The 25,410-nt window shown below is 37.2% G+C and carries 28 protein-coding genes; 16 read left to right on the top strand and 12 right to left on the bottom strand.

Annotated features, from left to right (window positions below; all coding sequences use genetic code 11):
• Positions 1-43: 43 nt before the first annotated feature.
• Entirely contained in the window at positions 44-1,861 is a 1,818-nt protein-coding gene (pepF, locus tag VK91_RS07560; RefSeq protein WP_048392028.1) for an oligoendopeptidase F, read from the top strand.
• A gap of 391 nt (positions 1,862-2,252) precedes the next feature.
• On the opposite strand, the gene VK91_RS07555 is transcribed toward pepF, so the two are convergent.
• From VK91_RS07555 to VK91_RS07540, 4 genes are all read right to left on the bottom strand, one after another.
• Entirely contained in the window at positions 2,253-3,062 is an 810-nt protein-coding gene (locus tag VK91_RS07555) for a DsbA family protein (RefSeq protein WP_004227450.1), read from the bottom strand.
• On the bottom strand, positions 3,055-3,462 hold the full coding sequence (locus VK91_RS07550) for a hemoglobin (protein WP_004227447.1): 408 nt from the start codon (positions 3,460-3,462) through the stop codon (positions 3,055-3,057). The genes VK91_RS07555 and VK91_RS07550 overlap by 8 nt, the downstream gene beginning before the upstream one ends.
• A 220-nt stretch (positions 3,463-3,682) precedes the next feature.
• Entirely contained in the window at positions 3,683-4,441 is a 759-nt protein-coding gene (locus tag VK91_RS23285) for a lytic transglycosylase domain-containing protein (protein ID WP_048392027.1), read from the bottom strand.
• 29 nt (positions 4,442-4,470) lie between these two features.
• Positions 4,471-5,058, bottom strand: coding sequence for a CYTH domain-containing protein (locus VK91_RS07540; RefSeq protein WP_048392026.1), 588 nt, complete (start codon positions 5,056-5,058; stop codon positions 4,471-4,473).
• Between the two features lie 126 nt (positions 5,059-5,184).
• Here VK91_RS07540 and VK91_RS07535 point away from each other — a divergent pair, with 126 nt between their 5' ends.
• The 6 genes from VK91_RS07535 (at position 5,185) to VK91_RS07510 (ending at position 10,241) form a co-directional block, all read left to right on the top strand.
• Complete coding sequence (locus VK91_RS07535; protein WP_004227440.1) at positions 5,185-5,568, top strand: hypothetical protein; 384 nt, start codon at positions 5,185-5,187, stop codon at positions 5,566-5,568.
• A 56-nt stretch (positions 5,569-5,624) separates the two neighbouring features.
• The gene (locus VK91_RS07530) at positions 5,625-6,296 is read left to right on the top strand and encodes a GTP pyrophosphokinase family protein (RefSeq protein WP_004227437.1); all 672 of its coding nucleotides are present in this window, start codon (positions 5,625-5,627) and stop codon (positions 6,294-6,296) included.
• A complete protein-coding gene (locus VK91_RS07525; RefSeq protein ID WP_004227435.1) occupies positions 6,293-7,087 on the top strand; it encodes an NAD kinase in 795 nt (264 codons plus the stop codon). The genes VK91_RS07530 and VK91_RS07525 overlap by 4 nt, the downstream gene beginning before the upstream one ends.
• Entirely contained in the window at positions 7,062-7,997 is a 936-nt protein-coding gene (locus tag VK91_RS07520) for an RluA family pseudouridine synthase (RefSeq protein ID WP_048392025.1), read from the top strand. Before VK91_RS07525 ends, VK91_RS07520 begins: the two co-directional genes overlap by 26 nt.
• Positions 7,998-8,409: 412 nt before the next feature.
• Positions 8,410-9,786 (top strand): magnesium transporter, encoded by a 1,377-nt coding sequence (mgtE, locus tag VK91_RS07515; RefSeq protein ID WP_048392024.1) that lies wholly within the window; start codon positions 8,410-8,412, stop codon positions 9,784-9,786.
• 53 nt (positions 9,787-9,839) lie between these two features.
• The gene (locus VK91_RS07510) at positions 9,840-10,241 is read left to right on the top strand and encodes a hypothetical protein (RefSeq protein WP_231595610.1); all 402 of its coding nucleotides are present in this window, start codon (positions 9,840-9,842) and stop codon (positions 10,239-10,241) included.
• Between the two features lie 62 nt (positions 10,242-10,303).
• On the opposite strand, the gene VK91_RS07505 is transcribed toward VK91_RS07510, so the two are convergent.
• Entirely contained in the window at positions 10,304-10,828 is a 525-nt protein-coding gene (locus VK91_RS07505) for a CotY/CotZ family spore coat protein (protein ID WP_004230953.1), read from the bottom strand.
• Positions 10,829-10,961: 133 nt separating this feature from the next.
• On the opposite strand from VK91_RS07505, the gene VK91_RS07500 reads away from it, so the two are divergent.
• From VK91_RS07500 to VK91_RS07480, 6 genes are all read left to right on the top strand, one after another.
• Entirely contained in the window at positions 10,962-11,366 is a 405-nt protein-coding gene (locus VK91_RS07500; RefSeq protein WP_225340734.1) for a YhcN/YlaJ family sporulation lipoprotein, read from the top strand.
• Complete coding sequence (spoVAC, locus tag VK91_RS07495) at positions 11,367-11,822, top strand: stage V sporulation protein AC (protein WP_004230957.1); 456 nt, start codon at positions 11,367-11,369, stop codon at positions 11,820-11,822. It abuts the gene before it with no gap.
• Positions 11,816-12,811, top strand: coding sequence for a stage V sporulation protein AD (locus tag VK91_RS07490; protein WP_048392022.1), 996 nt, complete (start codon positions 11,816-11,818; stop codon positions 12,809-12,811). Before spoVAC ends, VK91_RS07490 begins: the two co-directional genes overlap by 7 nt.
• 16 nt (positions 12,812-12,827) lie before the next feature.
• Positions 12,828-13,187: a stage V sporulation protein AE gene (gene spoVAE / locus VK91_RS07485; protein WP_369700615.1), complete on the top strand. Its 360-nt coding sequence runs from the start codon at positions 12,828-12,830 to the stop codon at positions 13,185-13,187.
• 65 nt (positions 13,188-13,252) lie between these two features.
• Positions 13,253-13,423, top strand: a complete 171-nt coding sequence (locus tag VK91_RS22400) for a YjcZ family sporulation protein (RefSeq protein WP_009374137.1) — start codon at positions 13,253-13,255, stop codon at positions 13,421-13,423.
• A 130-nt stretch (positions 13,424-13,553) separates the two neighbouring features.
• Complete coding sequence (locus VK91_RS07480) at positions 13,554-13,802, top strand: stage VI sporulation protein F (protein WP_004230969.1); 249 nt, start codon at positions 13,554-13,556, stop codon at positions 13,800-13,802.
• A 120-nt stretch (positions 13,803-13,922) separates the two neighbouring features.
• Here VK91_RS07480 and VK91_RS07475 read toward each other — a convergent pair whose 3' ends face one another.
• From VK91_RS07475 to VK91_RS07465, 3 genes are all read right to left on the bottom strand, one after another.
• A complete protein-coding gene (locus VK91_RS07475; protein WP_026023480.1) occupies positions 13,923-14,351 on the bottom strand; it encodes a GNAT family N-acetyltransferase in 429 nt (142 codons plus the stop codon).
• 3 nt (positions 14,352-14,354) lie between these two features.
• Entirely contained in the window at positions 14,355-14,870 is a 516-nt protein-coding gene (locus VK91_RS07470; protein ID WP_048392020.1) for a YjcG family protein, read from the bottom strand.
• Positions 14,871-14,953: 83 nt separating this feature from the next.
• Complete coding sequence (locus VK91_RS07465) at positions 14,954-15,673, bottom strand: esterase family protein (RefSeq protein WP_048392019.1); 720 nt, start codon at positions 15,671-15,673, stop codon at positions 14,954-14,956.
• Positions 15,674-15,786: 113 nt separating this feature from the next.
• On the opposite strand from VK91_RS07465, the gene VK91_RS07460 reads away from it, so the two are divergent.
• Entirely contained in the window at positions 15,787-16,368 is a 582-nt protein-coding gene (locus tag VK91_RS07460) for a phosphatidylglycerophosphatase A (protein WP_048392018.1), read from the top strand.
• Between the two features lie 60 nt (positions 16,369-16,428).
• Here VK91_RS07460 and VK91_RS07455 read toward each other — a convergent pair whose 3' ends face one another.
• From VK91_RS07455 to VK91_RS07445, 3 genes are read right to left on the bottom strand one after another with little or no spacing between them, the layout of a single operon-like run.
• Positions 16,429-18,240: an ABC transporter substrate-binding protein gene (locus tag VK91_RS07455; protein ID WP_048392017.1), complete on the bottom strand. Its 1,812-nt coding sequence runs from the start codon at positions 18,238-18,240 to the stop codon at positions 16,429-16,431.
• A gap of 12 nt (positions 18,241-18,252) precedes the next feature.
• Positions 18,253-19,749: an ABC transporter permease gene (locus VK91_RS07450; protein WP_048392016.1), complete on the bottom strand. Its 1,497-nt coding sequence runs from the start codon at positions 19,747-19,749 to the stop codon at positions 18,253-18,255.
• A 13-nt stretch (positions 19,750-19,762) separates the two neighbouring features.
• Positions 19,763-21,193 (bottom strand): ABC transporter permease, encoded by a 1,431-nt coding sequence (locus VK91_RS07445; protein WP_048392015.1) that lies wholly within the window; start codon positions 21,191-21,193, stop codon positions 19,763-19,765.
• 121 nt (positions 21,194-21,314) lie between these two features.
• On the opposite strand from VK91_RS07445, the gene VK91_RS07440 reads away from it, so the two are divergent.
• Both VK91_RS07440 and VK91_RS07435 read left to right on the top strand, forming a co-directional pair.
• Positions 21,315-23,054 carry an ABC transporter ATP-binding protein gene (locus VK91_RS07440; protein WP_048392014.1) on the top strand — a complete coding sequence of 580 codons (1,740 nt, stop codon included), beginning with the start codon at positions 21,315-21,317 and terminating at the stop codon, positions 23,052-23,054.
• A gap of 133 nt (positions 23,055-23,187) precedes the next feature.
• Complete coding sequence (locus VK91_RS07435; RefSeq protein WP_048392013.1) at positions 23,188-23,808, top strand: thermonuclease family protein; 621 nt, start codon at positions 23,188-23,190, stop codon at positions 23,806-23,808.
• Between the two features lie 556 nt (positions 23,809-24,364).
• On the opposite strand, the gene VK91_RS07430 is transcribed toward VK91_RS07435, so the two are convergent.
• Positions 24,365-25,240, bottom strand: a complete 876-nt coding sequence (locus VK91_RS07430) for a glycine betaine ABC transporter substrate-binding protein (RefSeq protein WP_048392012.1) — start codon at positions 25,238-25,240, stop codon at positions 24,365-24,367.
• Between the last annotated feature and the right edge of the window lie 170 nt (positions 25,241-25,410).

Raw genomic sequence — 25,410 nt, 5'->3', positions numbered from 1 at the left:
GAGAGTAAAAGGAAAAAAGCACATATAAAGGGGGCTGGCATATATGGCTAGTAACAGTAATCAGGTTTTGGTTCGAAAAGAAGTACCAGAAGAATTAACATGGCGCTTAGAAGACATCTTTGCAACAGATACAGCTTGGGAAGAGGAATTGAAGGAGGTTGCAGAGCTTGCTAAACAAGCACCTAGCTATGCAGGTACTTTAAATAATGGGGCAGAGGCATTATTAGCAGCTTTACAGTATCATGATCATATATATGAACGTGCAATGAAGCTCTACACATACGCTCATATGCGCTATGATCAAGATACTACAAATAGCTTTTATCAAGATATGAACAGCCGTATTCAAACATTGGCAACGAGTATCTCAGCTGGCCTTTCCTATTTAACGCCAGAAATTCTGTCATTAAGTGAAGAAACGATTGAACGCTACTTAACAGAAAATCAAGACCTACAACTATATAAGCAATCTTTAAAAGAAATTACAATGGCACGTCCACATGTATTACCAGCCGAACAGGAGGCATTGCTAGCGCAAATGTCTGAGGTGACAGGTACAGCTTCGAATACATTCAGCATGTTAAACAATGCCGATATGGTATTCCCTCATGTGAAAAATGAAGAGGGAGAAGAAGTACAACTTACGCATGGTAATTATATTAAGTTTTTAGAGAGCAAGGATCGCTCTGTACGTGAAGGCGCATTTAAGGCTATGTACGAAACATACGGCAAGTTTAAAAATACGTTCTCGGCTACGCTAACTGGTAATGTAAAGAAGCATAATGTAAGTGCTCGAATTCGTCATTATGAATCTGCACGCCACGCTGCCATGTCTAATAACTTCATTCCTGAAAATGTCTATGATCAGCTGGTGGAAACAATTCATAAGCATTTACCAGCTATGCAACGTTATATTTCGTTGCGTAAGAAATTATTGGGTGTAGACGAATTGCATATGTGGGATTTATTTGCGCCACTAGTTAAAGAGGTGGAAATGAAGGTCTCTTATGATGAAGCGAAAGATATTTTAGTAAAGGCTTTAGCTCCATTAGGGGAGGAATATCAAAGCATCGTTCAAAATGGACTGGATAACCGCTGGGTCGATGTTTTAGAGAATAAAGGGAAGCGTAGTGGAGCCTATTCTTCAGGCGCCTATGGTACGAATCCGTATATTTTAATGAATTGGCAGGATAATGTGAACAATCTATTTACATTAGCACATGAATTTGGCCATAGTGTTCATAGTTATTATTCACGTAACAACCAGCCTTTTGTTTATGGAGACTACTCTATTTTTGTGGCAGAGGTCGCTTCTACTTGCAATGAAGAGTTATTAAATGACTATTTACTGAAAACAATTGATGATCCACAACAAAAAATATACTTATTAAACCATTGGCTAGATGGCTTCAGAAGTACGGTATTCAGACAAACAATGTTTGCAGAGTTCGAACACCTTATTCATCAGATGGATAAGAACGGTGAATCCTTGACAGCAGATCGTTTAACAGAAGTTTACTATGAATTAAACAAAAAGTACTTCGGTGATGATATGGTGGTTGATGAGGAAATAGGCTTAGAATGGGCTCGTATTCCACACTTCTACTATAATTACTATGTTTATCAGTATGCGACTGGTAAATCAGCCGCTACAGCATTGAGTAAACAAATTTTAGAGGAGGGTGCACCAGCTGTAGAACGTTATATTAATAACTTCTTAAAAGCGGGATGCTCTGATTTCCCTATTGAGGTATTAAAGGCAGCAGGCGTTGATATGAACGTAGCTAAGCCAATTGAAGATGCATGTAAAGTATTTGAAGAACGTTTAAATGAATTAGAAAAATTATTGTTAAATAACTAATTAATTGGGCTATAGGAATGTTCCTATAGCCCAATTATTTTTATTAACAGCATAAATTAAAAGGAAAGAATAATGTTTTTTTTTGATTTCTAAATAGTTTAAAAGTGTGCATCTTGGAAAAATACTGTTTGTAATCGCTTTCTATTTGACAAATTTGTGAATCTAGTATTGGTTTCATTGCTAAATATATTATTCCATGATAGAGTAATTCTTGTGAAATAAATCACAAAACAAACATACACCCCTTTGTTTGAACGTGAACATTTCTCCCATCCCCTTTGTGAAAAAGAAGCGTCTCTATCGGTCGAGGATAGAGGCGCTTCTTTGTATTTTGCGTTATCTTGAAAAAGGGACTCCATCATGATGATTGGAGTCCCTTTTGTTTATTTTATTATTTAAGACGCCATAACGTAGCGTGAGTAGTCTGGATTCGTTCGATCTTTTGTTGCAGCATGCGTTTCTTTAGTTCACGCTCTGCTGCTTGCTCTGTTAATGAATAGATAAAAGCTATTTCATTTGTAGAAAGAGTATGGAATTTAGAAAATAAGTCCTCTATTGATGGTAAAGGCTGACGGACAAGCTGTTCGTTCAGCATTTCTTGTAAAATATGTTCATAAACTTCATAGGAATAGCTACCACTAACTTTTAGTCCCTCATCTTCAATACATTCATTGAAAAATACGATACTTGGTACTTCATCTACTTCCATTTCGCGTTTAATATATAAATCGCATTGGAAAGCACGTGCTGCCTCTTTTGAACCAAAGTCAACAGTAAACTCATTCATATCGAGTTGAACATCCTCAGCTATTTTTAAAAGCGTTGCATAGGAGTTTACATCTTGATGACTTAATAATACGTATTCTTGTAGTTTCGACAAATAACGCGCACCTGCACGTTTCCCCTGTAATTCAGCTGCTTTAATAGCGATAGAAGGTAAAACAGGGTGATTAATATCAAGTTCGATTCCTGAAATACAGCCTTTGACACGTTTACTTAAGCAATTTAAAGAAGTAAGTTCTGTACTTAAAACAAAGCGCCATGTGAAGTAATGGTTGTATTCAAGCTGTAATTTACGAAGAGTTGCTTGCATACTGAAAGCTTCAGGGCAAAGTGGATCTACGAAAATATACAATTCAATTGGCTTGTTTGCAGTAGAAATCGTTGGCGTTGGCTCTTGCAACATTTGAATATTATTCACGTAACAATTCCCCCTCATCGTCATTTGGCGTATTAACCATGTGATGAGCTGTTAATACTAAACGTTGATAATAAGTCTCACGGAACTTCCCTTCCAAACCTACCTCATCCATTGCTTCTGACATACACTCTAGCCAAGCTTGAGCGCGGTCAGGTGTAATAGGAAAATTCATGTGACGTGCACGCATCATCGGATGACCATGCTCCTCAGTAAAAAGATTTGGCCCTCCTAAATACTGTGTTTGAAATTGAATTTGTTTACGGGCTGTTTCTGTTAAATCCTTTGGAAAGATTGGAATAAGATCAGGATGCTGAGCAACTCTTTTATAGAACGCATGAATGAGTTCTGACAGTTTTTCAGCTCCCAGCTCCTCATAAGGAACAGTGTATTTTCGACTCATAAGTTATATGCTCCTTTAATTCTTTATATCGTAAAGTACCATATTGTATACTTCATCCTCATCAAATTGTGAAATTCTTGTGACTACCTTCATTCTATCAACGTCTTTTCGTTAACACAAACAAAGAGCTCTTTCGAATTGCTGTTCGCTACAAAAGCACAAATTTCACCACTATGGGTGAAATTTGTTGGAAATGACATAGATAACAGGAAAGATGCGATTACACTGTAAAGTAATTCATCACTTTTTTGACATAATTCTGTGTTTCTTTGAAAGGAGGGATTCCTCCATATTTCGTAACACGAGATGCGCCAGCATTATAAGCTGCTAATGCTAGTGAAGGGTCATTATTAAACTTATCTAGCATTTGACGCAAATATTTTGCACCAGCCATAATATTCTGCTCTGGATCAAAAGCGTTAGTCACACCCAAATATTGTGCTGTTTTGGGCATGAGTTGCATTAAACCTTGCGCACCCGCATGGCTTACTACAGTTGGATTAAAATTAGATTCTTGTTTAATAACCGCTGCAATAAGCTTCGCGGGTATCTGATAAGTAGCGGCTGCTTTTTCAATAATGGCAGTATACTCATTTGATCCTGCTAGTGAATTAGCATATGCTGTAGAGCCTATTACATCGTCTGAAACATAGGAATCAAGTTTGTTATTAGCATATGTGTTTGCTAAAGCTTGTTTGACTGATTCAGGTATAAACACAGCATTAGACCCTTTGTAAAGTAATGATTCTAATGGACTTTGCTCCAAAGTAGCTAATTCTTTGACGAAATTTGAATTATTTGCTGTTCCTGTAGCAAGCAAGCTTGATAATTTAGCATTACTTGCTGTCGAAGTTTCTCCTAATAATTCGTTAATCATATCAGAAAAAATAGACTCATTGTCTGTGGGTGAACTTTCGCTTGATCCAAGTGTTTGCAAAGCCCGAATTTCTAGTAAAGATTTGAATGATTGAATATCCAAGGAGTCAGACACCTTCCTTTTTTCTACTTTTATAAATTTTGTGCTTTTAGTGCCTTCATAAAACGAGCAATTTTTTTATCAGTTGGTTGCTTATCAATACCATATTGTTGTAAAAATTCGTCGAAAATTATATTTCCTTTTATTGCATCTTTTGCTTCATATTCTACCTCATAATCGTCACGCTGCAAATAGAAAGAATGATCAAAAACGAGAAGTCCCTCTTTGTAGGGAATTTCGACACGATCTGTAGTGAGAGAACCAAATACATGCAATTGTTCTAAAGGAATGTGATGAAGAGCTAATCTTTTAGCTACCTCTTGAGCATAAAATCCTTTGCCATCTAACATTTGTTGCGCCTCTATTGCTGTTATTTCATCCGTCGTTTCAAGGTGAGCATGCTCGGCGTTTTTTTCTTTGAGCGTACATTCGAAATAATCATCAATTTGTCTAATACGAAGACCACTTTGTAGGTTGCGAATTGCTTGATTAGGTGTGTCAAAATAATGATTTGTTTGACGATGAATAGCATTTTGGCTAATGTGGAACTCTTGTAATAATTGCTCGTATTGTTGTTTTGTTAATAGATTTTTAAATTCAATTTCAATTTCTTGTGTCATTTATAGTCACCTATTTATTTTTTATTTTTCATCCGTTGTTTCGCTCGAATTAATATTTACACACTGCAACTATTTACCCTGTGTGCTAAAATAAGAGGAAGAGTACAACGAAAAGGGGAACCGCATGTGCGTAAAATTTATACAATAGATACATCGAATTTTGAACAAGATCAACTTCATTTTAGTTTAAACGACAATGAAGTAAATTTACAGTTAAAACCTGCTGGACAACTCATTGCAGATTCAGATGATTTTGCATTCATTTATTTACTTGATGCAGGTGAAGACTATCATTACTTGCGTTTTCCACCGAGTAGTTGGGAGAATCTTGTACATATTTTACAAAAAGGGAAAAATCCATTGCTACGAATAGGTGAAGAAGTGATTGAGCTGACAAATTTCTACGAGGAATTGGAAATGCTCGTGTATAATATTGAAGGAAATTACAATTATGGGGCAGAATTTGTCCAGGCAGTGGAACAACACTTCAAGGCTATTCTTGCTGAATAGAAAGACAAAACGAACAGACGGTGGTGTTCGATACCGATTGTCGGGAGGTTTTTACAATGGGACAATGGGAAATTTTTTTAAGTCCTTATAAACAAGCAGTAGACGAATTAAAAGTAAAATTAAAGGGCATGCGTTCGCAATTTGGTATTGTTAATGCCAATTCGCCAATTGAATTTGTTACAGGACGTGTCAAGCCTTTAGCAAGTATATATGACAAAACGTTAGAAAAAGGACTAGCTTTTGAGCCTTCTAAACAACTTGGTGATGAACTTGGTGATATTGCTGGCCTTCGGATTATGTGTCAATTTGTTGATGATATTTCAACGGTAACTGAGCTAATTCGTCAGCGAAAAGATATGCGTGTAGTGGAAGAACGCGATTATATTACACATAATAAGCCTAGTGGTTATCGCTCCTACCATATGATAGTGGAGTATCCTGTTGAAACAATTCAAGGAAAAAAAGTAGTATTAGCAGAAATACAAATCCGTACACTAGCCATGAATTTCTGGGCTTCAATAGAGCATTCTTTAAATTATAAATATAAGGGCATGTTCCCAGAAGAAATTAAGAATCGCTTGCAAAGTGCTGCCGAGGCAGCATTTCGGTTGGATGAGGAAATGTCATCCATTCGTAGTGAAATTCAAGAGGCACAGGCCTACTTTAGCGAATATAAAGAAGCATCGAATCCTAATTTACTAACGGAGAAGGAGCGTGACGCCCAATGAAATTTTCGATTCAATCACGTAGAGATGCACAATCCAACGAGCTGATGGAACTTGCTAAAACCTATTTACAGGATTTTGGCTTGACCTATGATGAAGAGACGCCAGAAATTGTTGTTTCTATTGGAGGAGATGGCACACTATTGCATGCCTTTCATCGATACTCCCATTTATTAGATCAGGTAGCCTTTGTTGGTATCCATACAGGGCATTTAGGATTTTATGCGGATTGGAAACCATCTGAATTAGAAAAATTAGTTTTGTCCATTGCTAAGAAGGATTTTAATGTTGTGGAATATCCACTGCTGGAAGTAAGGGTAGAGCATCATAATGCCGAATCAAATACGTATCTTGCTTTAAACGAAGCAACCGTCAAATCGCCAGATGTTACACTTGTGATGGATGTAGAGTTAAATGGCAATCAATTTGAGCGTTTCCGTGGTGATGGTCTTTGTGTATCCACTCCCTCGGGTAGTACGGCTTATAATAAAGCTCTAGGTGGAGCCATCATACATCCTACACTAGCGGCACTCCAAGTCACTGAAATTGCCTCAATTAATAACCGCGTTTTCAGGACAGTAGGATCGCCATTAATCTTACCAGCACACCATCATTGTGTATTGCGTCCTGTAAATGAACAAAATTTTAATATGACTGTTGATCACTTGCAAATTACTCAAGGTGATGTCAAAGCCATAGCGTTTAATGTAGCAAATGAAAGAGTACGTTTTGCCCGTTTCCGACCATTCCCATTTTGGGAGCGAGTGCATGAATCATTTGTTGCAAATGAATAACGTGGATACAAGATTTACATTACAATTTGATGCAAAGAAAAATGGCCAATTATTACGAGAGGCTCTTCAAGAGTGGCGTATTTCTAAGCGAGCTCTAACAGCTATTAAGTTTGATGGTGGCATGTTGACTGTGAATGATGTCGAACGTAATGTGAGACATATCCTGCAAGTTGGAGATTGTGTGAAAGTAACGTTTCCTCCTGAAGAAAAAAGTGAAGGGCTTGCTATCGAGCATGGAGATTTGTCCATTGTATACGAAGATGATGCCATCTTAGTGCTCAACAAACCAGCTCATCAAAGTACGATACCCTCACGAGAGCATCCAACAAACAGCATTGCAAATTTAGTTTGTGGCTATTTTCAGCAACAAGGATTGGCCTCTACGGCTCATATTGTTACAAGGCTAGACCGAGATACATCAGGTTTACTATGCATAGCTAAGCATGCTCATATTCATCATTTAACAGGGCTTGCTCAGCGTAAGAGAGAGATTTCAAGACAATATGAAGCCATTGTACATGGGCATGTCGAACAAAACTTTCAATCGATTATAGCTCCGATTGGTCGTAAAGAAGCTAGTATTATTGAAAGAGAAGTACGAGAAGATGGACAATATGCACATACGGATGTAAAGGTTCTGAAGCGTTTTTCACTGGGTGCTGAACCAATGACACATGTACGACTTCAATTGCATACAGGGCGTACACATCAAATTCGCGTGCACATGTCACACCTTGGACACCCACTTGTGGGGGATGACCTTTATGGTGGTAGTCGTCTTCAGATTGATCGACAAGCATTACATTGTGTATCTTTAAGTATGGAGCATCCTTTAACAAGTGTGCCATTACACTTTACAAGTATGCTAAATGAAGACATGCAAAGATTACTGAAGGAATCTTCAGCATAAATTTTTGATAAAAGGAGGTGTTCGCGCAAACGAGCATCTCCTTATCATTTTTTGAATTAGGTTAAACTGCGTATTTCTTCACGAGGGAGATTCTTAATATCACAGGTCGTATGGTAGGTGAAAATTGGATGTATTGTTTATCTGCGCGTCAACAACAACTATCCTGGAGTTTAGAGAATTAGATTATTTTACACCTTATTCATAACAAAGTGACAAAGGTAAGGTATAGTAAAATAGAATCGCCATGATTTTAGGCGTAATATTGAATTTTATAAAAATCTGCCCAATTGCTCATAAATATAACTTAAAAAAGAGTTTGCAGAAAAGGTACATTACACTCTATTATATAGAAGGTAGATTTACGGCAGCATTGCCCGTAAAATGATTGAAAGCTCGGAAGGAGGGGACAAGCATGATAGAGGAAAGAAATGAAAAGGATGATGTGCAATTTGATGAGGCACATCTACGAGAAATGCTGGAAGCACATAATATTGACGCATTCCGTGATGAGTTTTTAGAACTTCATCCATATGATCAGGCAACGTTTTATGAAAAGGTGGAACCTGATATAAGGAAAATCATCTATTCGTTCTTGTCTCCGACAGAAATGGCTGATATTTTTGAGGCAATCGATATTGAAGATGATGAGTATAAAGCATATCTTGCTGAAATGGATCCATCATACGGTGCAGAAATGCTATCTCATATGTATGCGGATGATGCGGCAGATGTCTTAAATGAACTGGATACAGCACAGCGCGAAAGCTATTTAGAAATGATGGATGAAGAAGCGGCAGAAGATATTAATGAGCTACTAAGCTACGATGAATATACTGCTGGCTCTATCATGACCACTGAATATGTCGCTATACCAGAAAATTCAACAGTTCGTTCAGCTATGGCTATTTTGCGTAAAGAGGCACCAGATGCAGAGACCGTTTATTATATTTTTGTTGTGGATGAAGAACATCGTCTAACGGGTGTTATATCGTTACGTGACTTAATCATTGCTGACGAGGATACACTTATTCGGTCAATTATGAATGAACGTGTCGTAATGGTACATGTAGGCGATGACCAAGAAGAAGTCGCGCAAATTATGAAGGATTATAATTTTTTAGCGACACCTGTTATTGATGATAAAGGAGAATTACTTGGTATTATCACGGTTGACGATATTATTGATGTTATTGATGAAGAGGCTTCTGAGGATTACTCTAAATTAGCTGGTATTTCGGATATGGATAAATTTGATGTAACACCATTCCAAGCAGCTAAAAAACGTTTGCCATGGCTAGTAGTTCTACTGTTTCTAGGTATGTTAACAGCTAACCTAATGGGGCAATTTGAGGATACTTTAGATAAGGTTGCCTTACTAGCGGTCTTTATTCCATTAATTTCAGGAACTTCAGGTAATAGTGGAACACAGGCATTGGCCGTGGCCATTCGAGGGATTGCAACAGGTGATGTAGAAGAACATAGTAAATTGAAGTTACTATTACGTGAAGCAGGTACTGGCTTAATGTCAGGCATTGTTTGTGGATTAATTGTTATTGGGATCGTTTATTTTTGGAAACATGAACTTGTCCTAGGTATGTTAGTAGGGGCAGCGCTTTGTGGTTCTATTTTAGTGGCAACATTAGCTGGTTCATTTATTCCATTGTTAATGCATCGACTAAAAATTGACCCTGCTGTTGCATCAGGACCCTTTATTACTACATTAAATGATATTACAAGTATTTTAATTTATTTGGGCTTAGCGACAGTTTTCTTAAGCCAAATAGGCTAAGAACCAATTTGCTTACTTTCGCATATTGTATGGAAAAAAGGGAAGTGAGTAAAGTGGATCAAGAACCACGCTTGTTTATAAAATCACCATCATATTTTTTAAATATTTCTAAGGTGTTACATGAACTTGATTTGGATGAAAGTACATCTGTCTATGTAAAGGACACTATGTTCGATGAGCAAATAGTTGAAGAAAAAAATGAGACAGTGGATGAAGTACAAATAGATCCTTATTTACTGAAACAGCTCCAGTTTTTAGAAAAACCATTTCGTCAGAGAGCCTATCAGCCATTATTAGTTTGTTTAAAGGATGGTAGAAAATTAACAGGGACAGCTTCAGATGTACAGAATGATTCTTTAATGCTCACATCATTAGAATTAAAAATACAGGAAATCATTCATTTTGAAGATATACAGCAAATACTTTGGCGAGGAAGAAAATTGCCAACTTTATAAAAAAAGTGTACAGCAGAGGATGCTGTACACTTTTTTTTGTGTGTGTGTCAAAGGTGAAAGAATTAGTCACAAATCCCTAAGTCAACATCAGCGATACATTGTACAGCGCAGAAGCAAGATAAATCCACAGTAATACAGCTATCTGTTGAGCTCCAGTCATCTACTTTACAGATTTTCTTCATGTTGATACAACAACCATCTTTGCTTAGTAAGTCTACTGTACTTTCACTAGAGTCAAATGTACATAATGGCTCTAAAACACGTAAAGTAGCACAGCATTCATCAAACATATCTTCTACGCGGAAGAATACGGATGTACAAATACAAGGATCTGCTGTTGGAGAGTTAAAGAATGCTTTGAAAGGAGTACCATCTTTTGTAATTAACATGAAAACACGTGTATCTGCTTGTGAGCGTGCAGGACTAACAATCCCGCCTAGTGGCTCTAAGAAACAGTTTGCTGTACATGGAGAACACTCATCTCGCACCGCTTGATTTTGAATATCTAAAATAGCGCGAACTACGTCACAAACGCAGCCTGCTGAATGGATTGGTCCAATAGGATTTGTTGGCTTACCACAACCCATATTGTCACCCCCTTTCCTTGTTACTACTTCTACAATATGTACTTTTGAAAACTGGACTCGGGCTTTTGTGTATTTCTTTGAATGAATAGTTTTTTTATGTGTGGAGAAACTGTAAAGAAAAGGAGGGTAAAACTTGAGGCTACTAGGAATGACGTTACCTCTCTTAGTTGTTTTATCGCTGTTAAATGGTTGTGCTGAAAAGGAAAAATTTATCGTCTATGGGTCTCCACAAAATGAAAGTGAAGTCGAAACCCTTATTAAAGAAGAAGACTATGTTGATCGCTCAACGGTTATTCAATATGACGATAGTATGCTTATCGCAGTACAAATTAAACCATGGGAAAAGTGGAAAAAAACTAAGTTAGAGAAAAAATTGCAAAAGAAATTTGAAGAGAAATATCCAAACAAAGAAGTGTTTGTCTCCGCTGATTACAAAATTTTTTATGAAGCCAATAAAATAAAAAAGGATCAGATGGAAGATAATAAATTAAGCGATAAAATTACAGAACTAAAAGAGCTTGCAAAGGAGGAGACATAAATGGAAAAAGAGCAGTATCAACAGTTAGAGCAAAATGTTACACCAAAGCCCCCTTATTTAAAGAATGTAGCAAAAGCCTTTTTCGTTGGCGGTTTTATTTGTGCAATCGGTCAAGCTGTGTCTCTTTTTTATATTATTTTCTTCAATTTTACAGAGGCAACAGCAGGAAATCCTACGGTTGCAACGATGGTATTTTTCGCAATGATATTAACAGGTCTTGGCCTTTATAAAAGAATTGGTCAATTTGCTGGGGCTGGATCAGCAGTTCCAGTAACAGGCTTTGGTAATGCTGTTATTTCGGCAGCAATCGAGCATCGTTCTGAAGGGCTAGTATTGGGAGTCGGAGGAAATTTATTTAAATTAGCAGGATCAGTTGTTTTATTTGGTGTAGTGTCAGCATTTTTTGTAGCGCTCATTAAATATATCCTCGTAACGATAGGAGTGGTTTCATGGTAATTGTATTTCAATCGAAACCCTCTCTTTTAGCTGGTGGAGTGGTAGCTGGTCCTTTAGAAAATCGGAGTGTTTTTAGTCAGTATTTTGACTCCGTTTATGATGATGAACGTTGGCAAATGAAAACAAATGAACAGGGACATCGTAAAATGATCGAAGAGGCCTGTGAATTTGCTATGAAAAAAATGGGCGTACAAAAAGGTGATATCAATTATTTAATGGGTGGAGATTTAGTCAACCAAATGACACCAACTAATTTTGCCGCTAGGGATTTAGAAATCCCTTTTATTGGACTCTTTTCGGCATGTGCCACATCTGTATCTTCAGTCATTATTGCATGCCTGTTAACCGAGTTAGGTGCTGCTAATTTTTCATTAGCAGGTGCCTCTAGTCAACATAATGCAATTGAACGCCAGTTTCGTTACCCCATCAATTATGGAGCACAAAAACCACAAACAGCTCAGTGGACTGTAACTGCTGCTGGTTATGCGTTAATTGGCAAGCATCGCGAGGAATATCCTTCTATAGAAGCGGCAACAATTGGCAAATCCGTTGACTATGGTATGGATGATCCTTTCCATATGGGTGCAGCAATGGCACCTGCTGCATTTCAGACGATTCAATCTCATTTACAACAGAGAAATCAAAAAATTTATCATTACGATTTAATTTTAACAGGCGATTTGGGCCAGCTTGGCTTAAAGCTATTGAAAGGAATGCTTGTGGAAAATGGCGTGAAAAATGAAGAGCTCACGTTATTACGTGATGCAGGTGCTGAATTTTATGGACAGGATGAAGCATTCCAATCTGGTGCAAGTGGTGCAGGTTGTTCGGCAGCTGTTTTTTTTAGTTATGTTATTCAACAAATGCGTGCAGGGAGCTATAAGCGAGTATTACTAGTAGCAACGGGTGCGTTATTATCTCCGCTATCCTATCAGCAAGGCGAGACGATTCCATGTACGGCACATGCGATAGAAATTACGATGAAATGAGGCAAAAAACATGGTTATGACTTTTGTATTTGCATTTATTGTTGGAGGCATTATTTGCGTCATTGGCCAATTATTAATGGATGTTGGCAATTTAACACCGGGCCATACACTAAGTACGTTAGTGGTTGTAGGCGCGATTTTGGATGGTATGGGCTTATATGAGCCATTAATTAATTTTGCTGGAGCAGGGGCGACAGTGCCCATTACATCCTTCGGGAATTCATTAACACATGGTGCTCTGGCGGAGGCAGAAAAACATGGACTTGTTGGCGTATTAACAGGCATGTTCGAAGTAACAAGCTCAGGAATCAGTGCTGCTATTGTGTTCGGCTTTATTGGTGCCTTAATATTTAGACCAAAAGGAAATATTGACTAGACGAATACCCCTCCCATTTTTACGACCGAAACATATTATAGGTTGTAGAAGGGAGGGGTGCTTTTATGGGATACCAAGGCTGGGGCTCACAACCGTACGGAAATAACGTTGGTGGGTGGAACAATAGCTACTGCGGAGGATACTCTGGAGGCAACAACTATGGTTATGGTTCTACATTTGTTCTAATTGTTGTACTATTCATTCTATTAATTATTGTTGGCGCTACTTACATCTAATTTGATGAACATAATAAAGGCTTTAGCTTTTATTTAGGAAATTCTAAATAAAGTTAAGGCCTCCACCATTTGCGAAATGTTTCGTGCAAGAAGCAAGGTCATATTGAGTTTTAATGATAGGAGGGAAAACATGCATCGCTCGTTTTTTAATTCGATTGAGCAAAAAACAGGTGTATCGATGGATGAAATCTTCGCATTAGCCAATGCCATTCAACATGCGGATTTTACCAGTGAAAAACAAGTAAGAAAAATTGTACGACGTGTTGCTAAAATATCTAACAGATCAATTACGCAAGAGTTAGAAGATAAATTAGTACAATCTATTATTCAAGATGGCGCATCACTAGATTTCGATAAAATCACTAGAATGATGAAGTAGCGCATGGCATATCTACTTGGCAATGCAGCTTGTTACGATAGAGTAGATAAATGGTGGCAAGCGAATTCGTCTCATAAAAAAGGGGTGTTACGACATTATAAATATCGTAACACCCTTTCATTAAATGTTCTTCTCCATAGCACGGTGTGGAATACCTGCATCCATAAACTCGGGTGAGGTAACTGTAAAGCCTAGCTTTTCGTAGAAGGGAATAGCATAGCTTTGTGCATGAAGTTTTAAGGTTTTTTTATTAATGGAAATAGCGTGCTTCTCCATTTCCTTCATGATTAATGCGCCTAACTTTTTGCCACGTTGGGATTGTAAAATACAAACACGCTCAATTTTAGCTGTATTGTTGTCAATACTGCGTAAACGTGCTGCTCCAACAGGCTCATCGTTATCATACATAATAAAATGTGTTGCAGTTGCATCTTCAGCATCACATTCTAGATGAAGCGGAACACCTTGCTCTTCAACAAATACTTTTTTGCGAATGGCAAAGGCATCATCGTGCTCTTGCTTTGTTTCAACAATTTTAACGGTATACAACAATCACTCAGCTCCAGACAAACGGAATGTTTCGTATGTTGTCCATGAACCATCTTCTAATTGATATAAAAGATGAATGCGATCAATTGTATCTTTTTCATCAACGCCCGTCATGCGTAATTGACCAAAAATGTCATCATGCTCTGAATCTGACATTTTTTGAGCGATTGTAATGTGTGGTACAAATACATGCTTCATTTCCCCATAAGGGATTTTTTCTTGAAGTTCATGTTGGAATGCTGCTAATTGTTCTGTTGGTTCAATGCGGAAGTAAATCGCATTTGTTGTAGGGAAAAACGAACTAATGCGAGATGCATGAATGTTTAAAGGTGCATATTTAGCAGCAAGTTCATCTAATTGCTTGACGATGGTTTGAATCTGTTCTTCAGACGCATCGAAGCTGTCCTTTAATGTCATATGCGGTGTAATCTTTGCATAATGAGGATCGTATCGTTTGCGATAAGTATTCGCTAAATCTTGCAATTTTTTTGATGGAAATGCCACAATACCGTACTTCATAGTCCATTACCTCCCGAAAATAAACAATTTTTCTAATTAAGTATAACAGAAATTTCAGTTTTCGTAATTTGAATCGCTTCATATTAATTGAAATTTTCAATTAATGCACGTCGAAGGTCTGGTTTCCAATATTTCCATGTATGATTGCCATCAAACTCGTCATAAAATGTAGTAAACCCTTTATTTATCATGAGATCATGCAATTGACGATTAGGTGTTAAAAAATCTTTGATGGTTTTATCCATTGTCACAACCTGATCTTCGCCTTTGCCGACGATATGGTAGATAGAAATAGATCCTGGATCTTTAAAATTTTCCACAGTCTTTAATACATCAGCATCTACATAAGGTGATTGTAGGATGACTTTGCCAAAGATGCTTGGATACTTTAAAGCAGCCATTAAGGAAGCAGTGGCAGCCATAGAGTCACCAATCACTCCACGACTCATACCCATTTGGTAAGTGGCATACTCCTGATCTAAATAAGGCACTAGCTCATGTGCTAAAAAGCGAAGATAGGCTTCATGTTGCTCACCGCTCGGGATATATTTATGACGTCGATCTTTTATGTCTTTGTAAGGAACAAATGCAATAATTAAATTTTCGATTTCATAGTCATCAATCAGTTCATCAGCTAGCTTTGTAATACCACCAAGTTGGAAATAATCTTTACCGTCTGATGCGATTAAAATGTTGTATTTATATAGTGGAGAATAATTTGCAGGAACATAAATATAGAGCTGTAATTCTTCCTGTAATGACTCACTGTAAAATGTTAAATCCTGTACTGTTCCCTTATCCAATGATGACACTCCTTCTTGTGTTTGTAACAAAATTGTACCATATTACGTAAGTAAAGGTATAATAGGTTGGGCTAGCATTATACTAGCAATAAAAATCGAAATGAGGGTTAAATATGCATAATAAAAGTATTCGTGTGCACTCTGACGAAGTAGCAAAGGCAGCTCAAGCCGCGTTAATTCGTAGAGGTGTAGCGATAGAGGATATCGCGCAAATTGTTTACGAAATGCAAAAAACCTATAATGAAGGTTTAACACTAGAGCATTGTGTTCATTCTGTTGAACGTGTATTACGTAAGCGAGAAGTGCAACATGCTTTATTAGTAGGGATTGAATTAGATGAATTAGCAGAGAAAAAATTATTATCTTCACCACTACAACAAATTATCGAATCAGATGAAGGTCTATTTGGTGTAGACGAAACAATCGCACTAGGATCTGTATTTACATATGGCAGCATTGCCGTTACTACTTTTGGTCATTTAGACAAGCAGAAAATAGGGATTATTAAAAAACTGGATACAGAACCCGGACATCATGTCAACACGTTCTTAGATGATTTGGTTGGTAGTATAGCAGCTTCAGCGGCTTCCCGTATTGCACATCGTATGCGTGACCTAGAAGAAGAAGGCGAAACATTCGCTGATATCGAACCTGAAGAGCTAGGACCAAAACAAAAATCACATAATGAAATTTAAAATGAGTTTCTTCTATATAAAAGTGAGCCTTCTCAAATTTTGAGAAGGCTCTAATTTGTATTACTTTTTATCGTTATATGCTTTTACCAATTCTTTTACTTTTTTGCTATCTGCTTCAAGTTTTAAACCAGTATCAATTAATGGAGAGACTGTGGATACAGCTGGTTTTTTATTGCCTTGATAATAGCTAATGAATTCATCTTGGTTAATAGAGTATAGAATTGCTTTACGTAAATCTGCTGAATCAGAAACCGCACGGCCAGATGTATTCATTTGTAGGTACGACACAGCATTACTATCTGCCGTATTTAATGTTAATTTAGCATCTGATTTGACAATATCCAGTTTCGTTTCTGGTACTGTTTGCAGAACATGAATTTCACCATTACGTAATGCAGATAGGGCACTATCAACATCAGAGATAAAACGGACATTGATTTTAGCAATTTTTGGCTCATATTCGCTACCAGCTCGATAAGCAGGATTTTTCACAAACTGTACTTCATAATCATTTTTCTTCACTAAAATGTAAGGACCACTTGCATATAACTGGTTATTGAATGTAGCTGAACCTTCCGTTACAGTAGCTTGATCACCATAGGCAATGTCCTTGTCAGGGTTGTAGTTAGCCACATCATACGTATTAATACTTGTTACTTGTTTTTCAGATACGATACCACCAGATTGGTGTGCTAAATAGTTTAATACTTGTGGGAAAGGTGTAGGTGTTGTAATTTTAACAACTTGGTATGCACCTGCTGCATTATTAACAGCACCTTTATCTTTTGCTAATTGCGCTACAGAAGCAGGTAGGTTTTGTGATAATGCTTCTAAAACGGATTGCTCAGAGCCTGCTACTTTTTTATTTTGTAATTCAGTTAAATCAGAAACGATTTCGACTGTTTCAATGTTTTCATGAATGCTGTAAGTACGATGATCTGGTACTGAATTAGCGTCTTTCGCACGGTTTAATGAGAAGACTACATCTTCAGCTGACACTAATTCACCTGTATCAACAGCTGCACCATCTTTCACTGCTGCAAAATTGATATCATCTCGTAAAATGAAGTAATATTCTTGATTCCCTTCAGCCATTACATGGTTGTAAGATAATGAACCATCTGACACAACTTCATCTGTGTCTGTTAAGTTAACAAGACGAACATACATATTCGTGTTTAATGTGTTGATTGAACCATCATTCCCTTTGATTGGGTCTAGTGAAGTAAGAGAATTGATTGTTTGGTGTAAAATTAAAGGTTCTGTTGCATTTTTAGATGTATCATTAAATTCTATTTTTTCCCAAACTTGTGCACGAGATTTTGGTAAAAGTACTGTTTTAGGGTTTACAAGTTCAGAGTAGATACCTTGATACTTATTGGAAATATATAAAGGCGCAATATAAGCTTGATCGAATACTAATAATTGTTCTAAATCTTTATATTTAGCTGCTGCTTCTTCACCAGTCAATGTACTCGCTTCATCAATCAACGCATCTAGTTTTGAATCTGCCACCACACTGTAGTCACCCCCAGTTTTAAATAAACCACGAACAGCATAGTCGGGGTTCCCTGTAACTGTCGTCCAGCTTGAAAGAGCAAGATCGTAGTTACCTGCTTCTTTTTGAGCAGAGAAAGAACCGTAATCTGGTTGAATATTTAGCTTAACATCAAAACCATTTTTTACTAATTGGTCACGCACAATATTCATATCTTCTTCAGAAGCTGCCATCCCTAATACTTCAATGGCAACCTTGCCATTGCTCTTGTCACTATCTTTTGAATCTTTACTGCCTTCTACGTCAGTTTTTGTTTGTACACAGCCAGCCAAAGCTAGTACTGCAACGAATAAAAATACAAGTAATTTCTTCATAGTTACCTCCGATTAATTTGTTTTTGGATCTAAAGCATCTCGTAAACCATCTCCTAAGAAGTTAAAGGAGAGGACAAGAAGCATAATACAAAGACCTGGGAAAATCGCGACATATGAATGTGTTTCCAGGTACGTACTACCAACTTTTAAAATATTGCCCCATTCAGGAATGTGTGGCTCAATACCTAGCCCTAAAAAACTTAAACTACTTGTGGAAATAACAGCTCCACCAATCGTTAATGTTGCTTTCACAATCATTGGTGCTAAAGAATTGGGGACAATGTGCTTGAAAATAATAGCTGCATCAGATGCACCTAAAGCTCTAGCCGATTCTACAAACTCATAATTAGCAAGCTGCATAACATTTGCCCGCATTGTACGGGCATAGGTTGGAATTGCTCCAACACTAAGTGCAATAATAAGATTCACAGTATTAGCACCAAATGCGGCGATAATAGCAATGGCTAACAATATCCCAGGGATGGCATATAAAATATCTAGACTTCGCATGATGATATTATCGGTGGATTTACCATAATAGCCTGAAAATGCTCCTAATGCGCCACCAATAACTGCGGGGATAATCGTGGAGAAAAATCCGACGATTAATGATATTTGTGCCCCAAACACAATACGAGAAAATAAATCTCGACCATAGTTATCTGTACCTAGTGGATATTCTAATGTCGGTGTTTGTAGCAATGCTCCATAATTATTTTCAGTAGCGAAATCATAGTCGAAAGTCCAAGAACTTGTAACTGATAACGAGAACATGAAAATAATGAAGAATAAGCCGAATACAGCCATTGTATTGCGTAAAATCTTCTCCCATATTTTTTGCCATTTCTCAATAGAAGATGGATTTGCCCTTCGAGCCTTTTGGATAAGGCTATATCCTAGTAAAGTCGCAAATAGATTACCAGTGAAAGTCGCCAATAATAGGACAATACCTGGAATGAGCATCCATTTAGGTGCCTCAGTTGCTGTGACATATTTCGTACATAAAATGGCCATCACGATATAGAGAAGCGAGAGTACTAAGAAAACGCCCATTGCCAGTACAAAGGTATCTGTGACATATGGCTTAAATAAATTCAATGCTGCAATACCTAAGATGAATAGCTGTGTTATAAAGGCATAGGCAGCAAAAGTATATTCAGCAGTCTTTCTTTTTGACACAAGCATAAATGCAAAGGATGTCGAAAAAATATTGCCTGACAGTATCGTTATTAAAAGAGGATAGCCAAACATTCGAGTATTTTTTTGAATGTCACCATACGTTGCTAAATCCTTTTTAATTCGTAAATTGACGAAGGCAACATATGCCGTAGTGATGACATAAATAACAAAAAGAAGCAGAACCACTGGTCGCCAGCTATTGCTGGAAAAATTATAGCTATAGGCTAGAAATAGTAAAGAAAACAGTAAGGAAAAGACAAAAGTAAAATGAGAATTGACATATTCCTGTGTAATCTTCAAGAGTAGTTTGACATGTAAGATGTTTTTCACAGGTGATCCTCCTTTAAGACTTCTTCATTTTCGAGCGAATGCGTGGATCAAAAAAGGCATACATGATATCAATGAATAAATTGACAATCGAAATGGTGATGGCAATATAAACAACGCCCCCAAGAATGGCCGGAATATCAGGGATAAATTGTTTATCGACGATATAACTACCTATACCACTAATGTTGAATACCTTTTCTGTTACAGATGCGCCTCCCAACATACCTCCAAAAAGAAGTCCAATCACCGTAATAATCGGAATCATAGCATTGCGAATGGCATGTTTTGAAATCACTTTGAATTCATTTAAGCCCTTAGCTTTTGCTGTAATAATGTAATCCTCATGAATCACCTCAAGCATACTTGACCTTGTCATCCTAGCAATAGAAGCCGTAATGGATGTTCCTAAGACGACAATTGGCATGATAAGCGATAGCCAATTATGAGGGTTATAGGTAGCTGGTAACCATTGTAGCTTTAGAGCAAATGTCAAAATAAAAATTAAACCTTGCCAAAAGCTTGGGATGGATAGACCAATTAAAGCAATGAACATAAATGTATAATCCAAATATGAATTTGGACGAACAGCTGAAATAATTCCAACTGGTATGGCAATAGCAATAGCCATTAGCAACGACAATACGGCAATTTCAAGAGTGACAGGAAATTTTGTAGCAATGCTATGTGTGATATCTTCTTTACCTGCAAAGGATGTACCTAAATCAAATGTAAATAGACCAGATAATGCGTTCCATAGCTGTGATAAATAAGGTTGATCCAAACCATGAATGCGATTAAAGTTTTCTATTTGCACAGGTGTTGCTTCAACTCCGAGTAGGTTTCTTGCTGGATCAAAAGGTGATAAATATAAAATGGTAAACACTAATGTAGCCACTCCAACAATCACAATGAAGCTTTGTAAAATACGTTCAATGATAAATTGTAGAAATGGATTCGCAAATAAGATAAGTACTACATAAAATAAAACAGCTGGTAGAAAGGTAAAAGCCACAAAACGTTTGTTAGTTAGTTGCTGATTAAAAAATTGGACATAGGATAGTTGTTGTATGTCCTCTTTTTGTAAATCCTGATCCACTTGCTGTTGAAGCTTCCTTTGAGCTAAGTGCTTGGCTGTGAGCTGAATTTGTGACTCCAATACAGCCTCTTTAAAAAATGTAGCTTTTGCTATTTCTTGTTGCTCAAATTCCTTTTGCCACTGGGCAACCAATCCATGCTCTATATAGTACTGACTACGCAATGCAAAAGCCTGATCATAAGTGTTTGAAAGTTTCCTTTTCCGATAGATAAAGTATGTAAAAGGGTGAACTAAAATACTAAAAAGAAAAAGAAGTAGATGATAAGGCTTTTGATGCATTAGTTTTTGATAAACCGTAGAAAAGAAAATAAATTTCTCTGGTTTTAAATGATTTTTTGAAGTAACCATGCATTTCCTCCAAACGTAAATAAAATATTCAGCATTATATTGTATAATTCCTATCAGTATTGTAAAGTATGGATTATACTTGAAAGTAAGTCAATCACAAATTTTAAAAAGGATGGGTCGAATGAGTGAAAAGCTTTTAGAAATCAATAATCTTCGCGTATCCTTTATCACAGGGGAGACAGAATTTGAAGCCGTTAAGGACGTTAACTTCCATCTAAATAAAGGTGAAACACTAGGAATTGTGGGAGAGTCTGGGAGCGGGAAAAGTGTAACGGCTCGCTCCATTATGCGTTTATTACCATCGCCACCTTCATTTTTGAAATCTGGCTCAATTGTGTTTAAAGGGCAAGAACTCACTGAATTTAGTGAAAAACAAATGGAAGGGATACGTGGACAAGATATTAGTATGATTTTCCAAGATCCGATGACATCCACAAACCCTACTATTCGAATAGGTGATCAAGTGGCTGAAAGTTTAATCAAGCATCAGTCAATGTCAAAAAACGAAGCCTATCTACAAACAATAGAATTATTAAAATTGGTTGGTATTAGAGACGGCGAAGAACGGTATCGACAATACCCTCATGAATTTTCAGGTGGTATGCGTCAACGGGTAATGATTGCTATGGCGCTTGCTTGTAATCCCTCACTGCTTATTGCAGATGAGCCAACAACAGCACTGGACGTTACTATTCAAGCTCAAATCCTTAAATTGATGCGCGATATGCAAAAGAAAATGGGAACGTCTATTATTTTAATTACACACGATTTAGGCGTTGTTGCAGGTATGTGTGATCGCATCATAGTGATGAAAGAAGGAGAAATAGTTGAACAGGGCACAACAGAAGAAATTTTTGCAAATGCCCAGCATCCGTATACCAAGAAATTATTGAATGCCTTACCAAAACTGCATGAGAAAAAGCAGCCAAAAGAGATTGCTACTATTCAGCCAGGTATCGATCGACATAAGCCGTTAATCGAAGTGACCCATCTATCCAAAGAATTTCCATTAGGTCGTGGTCAAACGTTGAAAGCAGTGAATGATTTATCGTTCTATATATATCCTGGTGAAACATTGGGCTTGGTTGGTGAATCTGGTTCAGGTAAATCGACTACAGGTAGGACGATTCTTCAACTTCATCAGCCTACAAATGGAGAGGTTCTATATCAAGGAATACCTGTAACGAGGCTATCGAAAAAACAGCTAAAGGCAATGCGTCGCCATATGCAAATTATTTTCCAAGACCCCTATTCATCGTTAAATCCTCGCAGAAAAATCTTAGATATTATTGGCGAGGCTCTTGATATTCATGGTCTGGTGAAGACACATGAGGAGAGGCGACAACGGGTAGAGGAATTGCTTGAACTTGTTGGTTTGAAAAAAGAGCATGCCATGCGTTATCCTCATGAATTTTCGGGAGGTCAGCGTCAACGAATTGGTATTGCGAGAGCGTTAGCGGTTGAGCCAAACTTTATTGTTTGTGATGAACCCTTATCGGCACTTGATGTTTCCATTCAAAGGCAGATTGTTGATTTATTAAAAGAATTACAACAAAAGCTTGGGCTGACGTATTTATTTATTGCCCATGATTTATCCATGGTGAAGCACATCAGCGATCGTGTAGCCGTCATGTATGGTGGAAAGATTGTAGAACTGGCAGAAAGTGAAGAGCTATACGCTAACCCACAACATCCATATACACGTGCATTACTACGTTCTATTCCTATTCCAGATCCTGCAATTGAGAAGCAGAAATATACTGATGCTGATCATGCAGAAGACGTGAAAATACGTTATGAGGTAGAAAATAGTCAGTTAGTAGAGGTTTTACCAAATCACTGGGTAGCAGTGACAATATGATAGCTTGAATGTAGTAGCTTGATATTTTACAATAGAAACATCGTGAAACTTGTTGTCTTTCTGATGATGAGGTGCACAACTTATACGAATCGTAAGTATAAGCAATGATGATTAGTTATGAGGGGCCTACTACATGAAAATGCAAGATATAAAAACATTAATAACAAGTGGTACGATTATTTTGGCTGTAGCATTGTACATGATATTTGGCAGATCACCTGCGGAAGATCAAAGTACTAAATCAGTTACAGATCAGCAAGGTACTATTACCATTGAACAAGTGGAAGGAAAAACAGGTAATAAACGCTTTGAGATAGACTATATTAAAGCATATGATGGGGATACGATTCAGGCGACAATTAATGATGAGAAACGAAAAATTCGTCTATTAATGGTGGATACTCCTGAAATGAATTACAATAAAGGTGGCGCTCAGCCATATGCGGAAGAAGCAAAAGAGTATACGATCAATTTATTGGAAAAGGCTAAGAAAATTGAAGCGGTCTATGATGTTGGACCAGAAACAGACAATTATGATCGCCTTCTAGCCTACGTGTTTGTAGATAATGTCTTATTGCAGGAATCTTTATTAAACGAAGGGCTTGCAGTTGTACGTTATATTCATAAACCAAACAATACATTTGAAGATGCATTTAGAGCTATTCAACAAAAAGCTCAGGATGCAAAATTAAATATTTGGTCACATGAGGATTACTTCCAAAAAGATGGTTTTCACCCTGAAGTAGTTCAATAATCTATAAATCCATTACTATACGCTTTTAAGTTTAATTTTAGCTAGGAAGCTGCTTCCAGTATATTACTGGTAGCAGCTTCCTATTTTAAATTCCCTTTGCAGAAGCTTTTGGCATGAGAGGGGGATTCCCTTTTCTAGGGTCGTCTCTCTGTATATAATGCACTCATGATATTGGTCGTAAAAATCTGCTGTAGAGGTTCAGCACACGGTAGCGGAAAGCGATTGCACAAAGGAAAGCAAGATGCCAGCAACGTTTTGTTTACTTAACAGTGGAAGACGGCTACTGATAAATGAAAAAATCATTTTTATTAATGTTGACAATCAATATGATAATGATTATCATTATCATATAAAGAATATTCCTTGTTCTACAATACAGTGTAGAGAGGATGAACTTTAGCTACTTTTCTCCAGAAGTTTGCTAGTTCATGATTACGCTCCTGAAACCCCCCTCATTTTTGGGAACGTTAAAAATTGTAGACGGCTCATTCTATTATAGAATGAGCCGTCTACAGTCTGAATCTATTTACTAATGAGTAGTAAATGGGTTCTCTTTTTATGCTTGTACATCTTTCGTCCATTCGGCTACTTTATCTTGATTATTGGCAATCCATTTTTTCGCAGCATCTGTGGCACTCATGCCTTCCATTATATCAAACATTACACTTTCTATATCTTCAGCACTCCAGTTGAAACGGTCAAGGACGCTATAGGCTTCAGGGGCATCCTCTTTTAAACCATTCCGCGCAAAAGTGCCAATATATTCTTCGTCTCCATATAAACCTTTGGGGTCATCTAAGTACTTTAAATCATAGGCATTAAAGATCCAGTGTGGTGACCAGCCTGTGATGATGATTTCTTCATTATTAGAGATAGCTTGACTGAGGGCTGCGGTCATTGCACCAGCAGACGAGGTCAATACATTCCAACCTTCTAGATTCTTATATTCCTTATAGGCATTTTCTGTGGTAGCCATCATATTAGCTCCTGGTTCAATGCCTGTAATGGTTTGATTAGCTTGGTTTGTTAAATCTTCAATAGAATCGACATCCATATAACTTGGTACAACCAAACCAATCTTAGCACCAGTTAGGTTTTCTCCTAAGTTCTCTATCTTATTGTTGTATTTTTCTACTTGTGGAGCATGTGTTTGTGGCAACCAAGCAGATACCATACCATCGACCTCTCCGTTTGCAAGTGCTTCCCACATGATCCCATTGTCTAAAGGTGTCAGTGTTACCTTATATCCTAAATCTTCTAGTACTTGTCCTACTACATGTGTAGATGCAACCTCAGTATCCCATTCAACATATGCTAAATTGATTTCACCTTTATCAGTATTCTTTGTGTCCTCATTTTCTGAACCACATGCAGTTAACACAATAAGGCATATAAATGCTATTCCTATTTTCAATAACTTGATGAGTTTCATATTACATCTCCTTTCTATTATTTCTTACATAAAAATAAAAATATTAACAAGTAACAACTTAATTTTATAAACAAGTTGTTACTTTTGTCAAATTGATGGTTTAGTCACACCTTGCTAAAAAGATGGAACATAATCAACTAAACTTCGTTGTGCCCATTAATTTTTTTATT

Source organism: Lysinibacillus sp. LK3, assembly GCF_001043675.1.
Lineage (GTDB): Bacteria > Bacillota > Bacilli > Bacillales_A > Planococcaceae > Lysinibacillus > Lysinibacillus capsici.
The sequence above is the reverse complement of the archived record's forward strand: the minus strand, read 5'-3'. Positions and strand labels throughout refer to the sequence as shown.